Source organism: Pseudoalteromonas sp. NEC-BIFX-2020_015, from assembly GCF_012952265.1.
In the GTDB taxonomy this organism is placed as follows: Bacteria; Pseudomonadota; Gammaproteobacteria; order Enterobacterales; family Alteromonadaceae; genus Pseudoalteromonas; species Pseudoalteromonas neustonica.
Genome location: NZ_JABCJL010000061.1, coordinates 1 through 2609, shown reverse-complemented (window position 1 = coordinate 2609; position 2609 = coordinate 1). Strand labels below are relative to the sequence as shown.

General features: G+C 36.4%; 2 protein-coding genes and 1 pseudogene. All 3 read right to left on the bottom strand.

The annotated features are described in order from the left end of the window. Positions 1-506: 506 nt before the first annotated feature. Positions 507-2123, bottom strand: coding sequence for a hypothetical protein (locus HH219_RS21460; protein WP_349251634.1), 1617 nt, complete (start codon positions 2121-2123; stop codon positions 507-509). 8 nt (positions 2124-2131) lie between these two features. After that, positions 2132-2374 carry a hypothetical protein gene (locus HH219_RS21455; protein WP_169328575.1) on the bottom strand — a complete coding sequence of 81 codons (243 nt, stop codon included), beginning with the start codon at positions 2372-2374 and terminating at the stop codon, positions 2132-2134. A 6-nt stretch (positions 2375-2380) separates the two neighbouring features. After that, positions 2381-2609: pseudogene (locus HH219_RS21450) on the bottom strand (IS4 family transposase); the annotation flags it as partial.

The following is a 2609-nucleotide window of genomic DNA, read 5'->3' as shown; positions in this document are numbered from 1 at the left end:
CCGTCACATTGTCAGGCTAAAGCCAGACCTACAAGACATAAAACCGTAAGTACAAACCCCCGTAGGAGATGGCTTCAGCCACGAAAAAGCCTGCACTGTATTTTATTTGAAAAAACAATTTCACCACCGAGAGCACCGAGGCGCTTCGCTCTACAAGGAGGTCTGGTATTCGTATGCTTTTGTAGGTCGGGATTTATCCCATCACATTTCTCAGGCTAAAGCCTGACCTACAAGATAAAAACCGCAAATCCAAATCCACGTAAGAAACGGTTACAGCCACGATAAACCACCCACGCCACTCTATTGAAAAAACGAATTTCACCACCGAGAACACCGAGGCGCTGCGCGCTACACAGAGATTGTTTTTGTAGGTCGGGGTTTACCCCGTCACATTGCCTAGCTAAACCCTGACCTACAAAAAACTCTGAACCGATACTTTTCAAAAAACACTCATAAGCAGTAACTCAACACCATAAATGCATTGCTAAATAATGATTTCACTATAATTAACTTGTTAATTCTTTTATTTGCATTTCTAATAAATCTGAATTTCTATAATTATTTATAGGTAATCCTATATCTGCAGCTATACCTGACTTGCATTTAAAAGCATCATACGCAGCTCTTGTAAATGCGTATAAACCTTCAGGGAGCTCACTTTCAAACGTTTTACCCGAAATTTCAGAAAACTTCCTTTTATAGCTATCTGTTAATACCTCAATTAGCGCTACTTTAAAATGAGTTTTAGCACTTTTGATAAATGGCTCATCATTACCCTCTATTAATAGCAACTGCTCTATATCAACAAACCATTCTATCGTTAATCTACTCGCAATATAAAAAGCAACTCTGCGAACTGGAGTATCATATAAATGCCCAACAACATTTTTATAGCTGTTAAATAAGCACGAGTCTAATTTACCTGATTCGAGATCACAGAATATAAACTGTCCAATCCTATTTTTCTCTTGAAATGGCTCAGCTTCCAGCCAATATTCCACAAAACTTAATAAATCTTTAGATTGTGTTATATCTTTAAATGTTTCAATAAACTTTTGATCCGAATCTATTTTGTCTACATTTTGTTTTAAAGCTCTACGCAGATACTTAGGAAGGTTAATACCCTGCAAATAGTCTTTTAAGCTGTCAAAGTAATACTTATCGTCTATTTCAATTAAATTTAACAACACTATGATGAAATGATGAATATTCTTATCATTTTGCGCTATTTTTTCTATTGAGCTTTTAAGATCTTGCCCCTGTACTCGGATATAATTTAGTTCATTTAAGAAATGTAAAACTCTATTAAAGGCCTTAACTTCTTTTTCTCGCAATGTGTAAAGCATTAGCAAAGAAAATATATTTATTTCCCCCATCAAACCATCACTTCTATCAGGAGCCAAAGCTTCATCTGCTCTTCTTAATACTTTTTTTAGCGCTCTAAATGTATTTAAATAACGAAGAATTAGCTCAACTTCTTCTGTTTTACTTATTAACAATGGTAGTCGATTACCTTGTTCATCGAATACATCTAAATCATCATTCAAAACTAAAACACCAGTTTCTCTAGCTTTGTGAATCGTGGATAAAATAAACTTGTTTAATATTTTTTCCACACTATCACTTAAAGCAATATCCTCTCTATAATCCGTTGCTTTTGAGATAGTGTCTGCGGCAATATCCTCTTCATTACCCATTGCGACGATAAAGTTGATGCTACTTAACTTTCTATCTCTTAATCTATCTAAAAGTGCTGCAATACCAGTTAAACGCTTTGCCATTTCATCACAGGTGCCACGATCTACATCTTGTAGGGTGATCAGTAGCTTATGGTTGGTTACTTCAAGAACATCATTAAGCTTTTGAAAGCGTATATCAGTATCAACTGGGCCTGCGAGTAATGTAGATGCAAATTGAAAAAAGCTGCCGCCTGATTTTAGGGCTTCTGTATAATGCTTAGGAAGCGCACGAAAAGCACACATATCAATGTGCTGGCTGATATCATCAATAACATGACTAAGTATCACATGCGCAACACTACCGCTTGATGCGCCCCATGTTGATATATCGCTGTGTACCCAGACAACTTTTTGCTTAGGGCTGTTTGCTAAGTCATTTGCAATACAATCAATTATACTGCTTTTTCCGCAGCCAAATGGTCCACACAGTCGATATGTTGCGCTTCTTTTTTCTCATACCCTTCTTTATCACCACCAGTTAACAGCCGATCAGTAATACGAGTGGCATAAATCCGTAAATCAGGCTCCAATTGTTCTGTGTTTTTAATAGTTGAATCGTCTTTAAACCAGGATTTAAAGTCTTCTAAATCATTAAACTCATTATCAGAATGCTCCAGAACCTGAGGGATCCCCACGAATATTTATTCATGTAATCCCTCAATATTGACTGTTAAATTTGAGAGTTCGGACAATACATAAATGTACTCTTCTAATGGTATGAAATACCTATCGTCATCAATGACTTCACGCGCAATCGTTATTATTGATAATACCATTCGCGCTTTTTGTGTATTCGCTTGCAATGAATAGTGGATCTTTTTCATGACTGCGGCACACCCTATGCACCATAATAAATATAAAATAAGCGCC